The organism is Vannielia sp. (assembly GCF_029212645.1).
Lineage (GTDB): Bacteria > Pseudomonadota > Alphaproteobacteria > Rhodobacterales > Rhodobacteraceae > Vannielia.
On sequence record NZ_JARGND010000033.1, the window covers coordinates 32107 to 37405 of the forward strand.

Consider the following 5299-nt stretch of genomic DNA (forward strand, 5'->3'; position numbering starts at 1 on the left):
GAATTTCGCGAGCGCGAAGACGGCGGTGCCTCGCCCCGCCTGCTCCAGCTCTCCGAGGCGCTGCCGGGCGTGGAAATCCTTGGCTTTCGCCTGTCGGGCGCGCGCCATCCCGGCGCCGAGTTTGGCTTTTCGGTTTATCGTAACGGCAAGGCCGTGCGCCGCCTTGGCACCCGCTCGGTGCAAGGGTTGAGCGACGATGCCGATTGGCAGGTAACAGACAGCGGCGTTCCTCATCGCTCCGAGGCCCGCCTGCGCCCCGGCCCCGCCTTTGCCGATAGGTTGACCCCGGCCATGCAGGCCCAGTTGCTGGAAGCCCTCGGCGTTGATCCCGATGCCTTCCTCGAAGATCGCAGCGCCTACACCGAGGTGATCGAGCTTTCGACCCGGCCCGTCGCCCCCGAAGCCCCCGCGCCCACACCAGGCACCACACCCGCTGCCCCTACGCCGGAAGAAAAGGCTGAAACACACCCCGCGCCAGCGGCGGATCAGAAAGCCGAGCCAGAGCCCAAGCAACCCGCCGGCCTGCCAACTGGTGCCGCTTGGGAAGAAGAAGTCACCAGCCTGCTGATCGACGCGGTCAACGACGCCCTGCCCACCGAGGCACAGGTGAGCTGGCTTGATGCCCTCACCACCCAGCTCAACGCGGGCGATATAGATGCCGCCCTCGCCTCTGCCGCCGCCCTGATCACAAACGGCGACCGCCCCGAGGCCACCAAACAAGCCGCCATCAGCCGCCTTACCGCCCTGTTTTCCGCCCGCGGTTAGCGCAATCCATCGCCCTTTGCGGCGTTTCCTTGCTTTTCATCCCCTGCGGCTCCACTTAAACAGGGACCGACATTTCAATCTCTGGGAGGCCCCCGCCAATGAGTACCTTCGACGATCGTGAAAATGCCTTTGAAAACAAGTTCGCCCATGACGCCGAGATGCAATTCAAAGCCGAAGCCCGCCGCAACAAGCTGCTGGGCCTTTGGGCCGCGGGTTTGATGGGCAAGGCAGGCGACGATGCGCTGAACTACGCCAAAGAGGTCGTGAAGGCCGATTTTGAAGAGGCCGGTGACGAGGATGTTTATCGCAAGGTCGCCGGTGATCTGGGCGATCTCGCCGATGAAGCCACCGTTCGCACCCAGATGGTGACCCTCATGGCCGAGGCCAAAGCCCAGCTGATGCAGGAAATCTGAGCCGAGGCTTGCCGCCGGGCCACGGCCCTGCTGAAACCAGATCAAGGCGCTCCATTCGGGGCGCTTTTTTCGTGGGCCATTCCCGCGCTTAGTTAAAATTCGCGGGTTAATCCTATGGTCACGCGATGGGGGTAATGCTTCCGGCACGGTTGGATGGAGGCCCCATGCGCAGAACGGTGAAGCAACGGCTCGGTCAAACCGCAGCGGTTTTTCGGGCGGTGGGAGTGTTCATCCAGTTTGTTGGCCCGCCGCCCACGGCTGCCCGCGCCTGTCGCTCGCCGCCGTGCCGCTGCGCGCGGGGAGCGAAAGCAGCAGCGGGCTGGCCGAGCACGCGCTGCTCACCGCCTTGCGTGCGCGCCTCGGCACCTCGCAGGGCGGGGCCGGGCTGCGCCAGTTCAAATCCGCCTTCGCGCCACGATGGGAGCGGCTCTACCTTGCCGCGCCAAACCGCCTTGCACTGGCCCTCGCCGCTGTTGACATTGCCCGCCGCATCGCCCGCCCGCGCCGCCTGCCCTCCCTTGGAGCCGAGCATAACGCGGCAGGCGACAGCACCCCAAAGGCGGATACCGCCCCCCTCGCCCAGCGAAAGGCCTCGTGACGCCACTGCCCAAAAACCGCGCCAAAACCCGCTTTCCGCCCCTGTTCATAACCTTCATGCAGCCTTCGCGATTGCACCTGCCGCCCGGCTGTGGCACCTCACGCACAACCATCCACACCACGAGGCCCCCATGACCAACGCCCTCTCCCGCCTGCTCGCCGAGCGTGACGTCCTGCTCACCGACGGCGCCACCGGCACCATGCTGTTCAACATGGGGTTGCAAGCGGGCGATGCGCCTGAGCTGTGGAACGATGAGCACCCTGACCGGATCACCGCCCTCTACCAAGGCGCGGTTGATGCCGGCTCTGACCTGTTCTTGACCAACAGCTTTGGCGGCAATGCCTCGCGCCTCAAGCTGCACAACGCCCAAAGCCGGGTGCGCGAACTTAACCGCAAAGCCGCCGAGATTGGCCGCGAAGTGGCCGACAAGGCAGGCCGCCCCGTGGTTGTTTGCGGCTCGATGGGCCCGACCGGCGAGATCATGGAGCCCACCGGCACCCTCACCCACGCCGCCGCCGTTGAAATGTTTCACGAGCAGGCCGAGGGGCTGAAATCCGGTGGGGCCGATGTCGCCTGGGTTGAAACCATCTCCGCCGTCGAAGAGTACCAGGCCGCCGCCGAGGGCTGCCGCCTCGCCGGTATGCCATGGGTCGGCACCATGTCGTTTGATACCGCCGGGCGCACCATGATGGGCCTCACCTCCTCGGCCATGGTCAAGATGGTTCACAAGCTGGAGCACCCGCCGCTGGCCTTTGGCGCCAACTGCGGCGTTGGCGCGGCTGATCTGCTGCGCACCGTGACCGGCTTTCTCGCCGAAAACCCCACCATCCCCGTGGTCGCCAAAGGCAACGCGGGCATCCCGAAATACGTTGAGGGCCACATCCACTATGATGGCACCCCCGAGTTGATGGCAAATTACGCCTGCATGGCGCGTGACATGGGCGTGCAAATCATCGGCGGCTGCTGTGGCACCGCGCCCGAACACCTTGCTGCCATGCGTGACGCGCTTGATAACCGCCCGCGCGGCGACGCCCCGACCCTGGAGCAAATCGCCGAAGCGCTGGGGGGCTTCTCCTCCGCGAGCGATGGCACCGGCGACGCCCCCGAAGCCCCGGCCCGCCGCCGTCGCCGTCGCGGTTAAGGGCCTGCAGCGGGCGGCAATTGCTGTCGCGCCATGACACGCCCCGCCAGCCTCACCGCTTGCGGGCGATGAAATCTACCAGCGCCGAGCGCCCGAGGTGGCCCTCCCCCTCGACCAGCTCGGCATCATACTCCCGCGCTTCAAGCACCTCGAACCCGGCAAAAACCGCGCGTAACTCTGCCTCGGTATAGAGGTTTTCCACCGCACCCGGCCCGCCGCTGCGATAGCCCTCATCGCGCTGGCGCGGATGATACCCGTGCAGCAAAACCAGCCCACCATCCGCAACCGCGTCACCAATGCGGCGCAACAGCCGCGCCTTTTCCGGTGGGCCAACGAACTGGATGAACACCCCCACCACCGCGTCAAACCGCTGCGACCAATCCCACCCTTCGATTCCCGCTTCATGAAATGCCACCTCCACCCCACGCGCCCGTGCCAGCGCACGCGCCTTTTCCAGTGCCGCCGGAGCGCTATCAAAGGCCGTCACCCTGTAACCAAGCTCTGCCAGATAAACCGAGTTGCGCCCCTCGCCATCGGCCACGCACAGCACCGACGCCCCCTTGGGGATCGCCGCCGCATGGGCCTTTAAAAACCCCGCAGGCTCGGTGCCAAACACATAGGCCTCTTGCGAAAACCGCTCATTCCAACTGCCCATTCCGGCCCCCTCTTTGCCCGTCATCCTGCCGCGATACGCTAGCCGAACAGATCAAGCTGATCCCCCTGTTCGGGCGGCACCCGAAACAGATCACACCGCAGGCGTGGCATCTTGGTGGCCAGCCCCAGCCGCTTGGCGGTGATCTGAAAGCGGCGCGCCAGCAGTTCGGCGTGTGCCCCCTGGCCCACCATCCGCTTGCCCCATGTGCCATCGTAATCTGCGCCGCCGCGCATCTGGCGCATCTTGCTCATCACCCGCACGGCACGACCCGGAAAATGCTCCCCCAGCCAGGCCTCGAACATCGGCGCGACCTCCCGCGGCAAGCGCAGCAAGATGTAACCCGCCGACCCCGCGCCCGCCTGTTGCGCGGCCTCCATCACCGCCTCCAGTTCATGGTCCGTCAATCCCGGCACCACCGGTGACACCATCACCCGCACCGGCACCCCCGCCTTGGCCAGCCGCTCGATCATCTGCAACCGCCGCTTCGGCGCCGGCACCCTTGGCTCCATCGCGCGGGAAACGATCGGGTCCAGCGTGGTGAGCGATACGCCCACCCGCGCGAGCCCCTCGCTCGCCATCTCTCCCAGAATATCAAGATCGCGCTCAATCAAGCTGCCCTTGGTGACAATCCCCACTGGATGGCGATGCGCCGCCAGCACCTCAAGCAGCCCACGGGTGATCCGGTAGCGCTTTTCGATGGGCTGATACGGGTCGGTATTGGTGCCCATCGCCAGCGCGGCGGGCGTGTAGCCCCGTTTGCGCAGCTCCGCCGCCAGCCGTTGCGGGGCCTCTGGCTTGGCCGTCAGCCGGGTTTCAAAATCAAGGCCGGGCGACAGGCCCAGATAGGCATGGCTCGGGCGCGCAAAGCAGTAAATGCAGCCGTGCTCGCAGCCCCGATAGGCATTCACCGAGCGGTCAAACCCCAGATCAGGCGAGGCATTGCGGGTGATGATCGTGCGGGGCCGCTCCTCTGCCACCTCGGTGCGCAGCATGGGCTGATCCACCTCTGCCCCGGTGTCCCAGCCATCATCCACCCGCTCAACCGCATAAGGCTCAAACCGCGCGGCCACATTCGCCACCGCCCCGCGCCCGCGCCGCCGGTGCTCTGGAACCGACCACACGCCCTGCGTCTCTGCCATGGTTTTCTCGTCATCACCCATGGCCACACAATAGAACATTTGCGGAACATGTGAAAGAACCACATGTCTTACATGCAAATTTTAAGCCTATACTGGCGTGAAATCCTGCCTATAAGTCGGCAAAGCCCTGCGCCATGTCGCAATCCGGCGTGTCCAAACGCGCCATCTCGGCGATGGGATCAGAAACCCGGCCCTGTTTAGCGGCCCCGACCAGGACGAACCTTATGGCTGACGAAGAAGACGATATCATCCTCTCCGACCTCCCCGACGAAGAACTCGTGCCGCAAATGTGGGACGATCTTTATGACGGCATGAGAGAAGAGATCGAAGATGCCGTCACCATCCTGCTGGAGCGCGGGTGGACCCCATATGACATCCTCACAAAGGCGCTCGTCGCGGCGATGAAGGTGGTGGGCGATGATTTCCGCGATGGTATCCTGTTTGTCCCCGAGGTGCTGCTGGCCGCCAATGCCATGAAAGGCGGCATGGCTATTCTGAAGCCGCTGCTGGTGGAAACCGGCGCGCCCCGCATGGGCAAGATGGTGATCGGCACCGTCAAGGGCGACATCCACGACATCGGCAAGAACC

Annotated in this window: 6 protein-coding genes and 1 pseudogene; 5 read left to right on the plus strand and 2 right to left on the minus strand. The window is 65.0% G+C overall.

What is annotated here, in order from left to right:
• The 4 genes and pseudogenes from P1U55_RS11300 to bmt all read left to right on the plus strand — a co-directional run.
• Window positions 1–765 (plus strand): annotated as a pseudogene (locus P1U55_RS11300) (hypothetical protein); the annotation flags it as partial.
• Between the two features lie 98 nt (window positions 766–863).
• Window positions 864–1178: a DUF1476 domain-containing protein gene (locus P1U55_RS11305; protein WP_301047682.1), complete on the plus strand. Its 315-nt coding sequence runs from the start codon at window positions 864–866 to the stop codon at window positions 1176–1178.
• A 283-nt stretch (window positions 1179–1461) separates the two neighbouring features.
• Window positions 1462–1776: a hypothetical protein gene (locus P1U55_RS11310; RefSeq protein ID WP_301047683.1), complete on the plus strand. Its 315-nt coding sequence runs from the start codon at window positions 1462–1464 to the stop codon at window positions 1774–1776.
• A 130-nt stretch (window positions 1777–1906) separates the two neighbouring features.
• Complete coding sequence (gene bmt / locus P1U55_RS11315; RefSeq protein WP_301047684.1) at window positions 1907–2917, plus strand: betaine--homocysteine S-methyltransferase; 1011 nt, start codon at window positions 1907–1909, stop codon at window positions 2915–2917.
• 52 nt (window positions 2918–2969) lie between these two features.
• On the opposite strand, the gene P1U55_RS11320 is transcribed toward bmt, so the two are convergent.
• Window positions 2970–3596 carry a cyclopropane-fatty-acyl-phospholipid synthase family protein gene (locus P1U55_RS11320; RefSeq protein WP_301047685.1) on the minus strand — a complete coding sequence of 209 codons (627 nt, stop codon included), beginning with the start codon at window positions 3594–3596 and terminating at the stop codon, window positions 2970–2972.
• A 14-nt stretch (window positions 3597–3610) separates the two neighbouring features.
• Entirely contained in the window at window positions 3611–4711 is a 1101-nt protein-coding gene (locus tag P1U55_RS11325; protein ID WP_301047689.1) for a PA0069 family radical SAM protein, read from the minus strand.
• A gap of 224 nt (window positions 4712–4935) precedes the next feature.
• Here P1U55_RS11325 and P1U55_RS11330 point away from each other — a divergent pair.
• Window positions 4936–5299, plus strand: a 364-nt coding sequence (locus P1U55_RS11330; protein WP_301047686.1) for a B12-binding domain-containing protein, incomplete at its 3' end; no start/stop codon positions are given.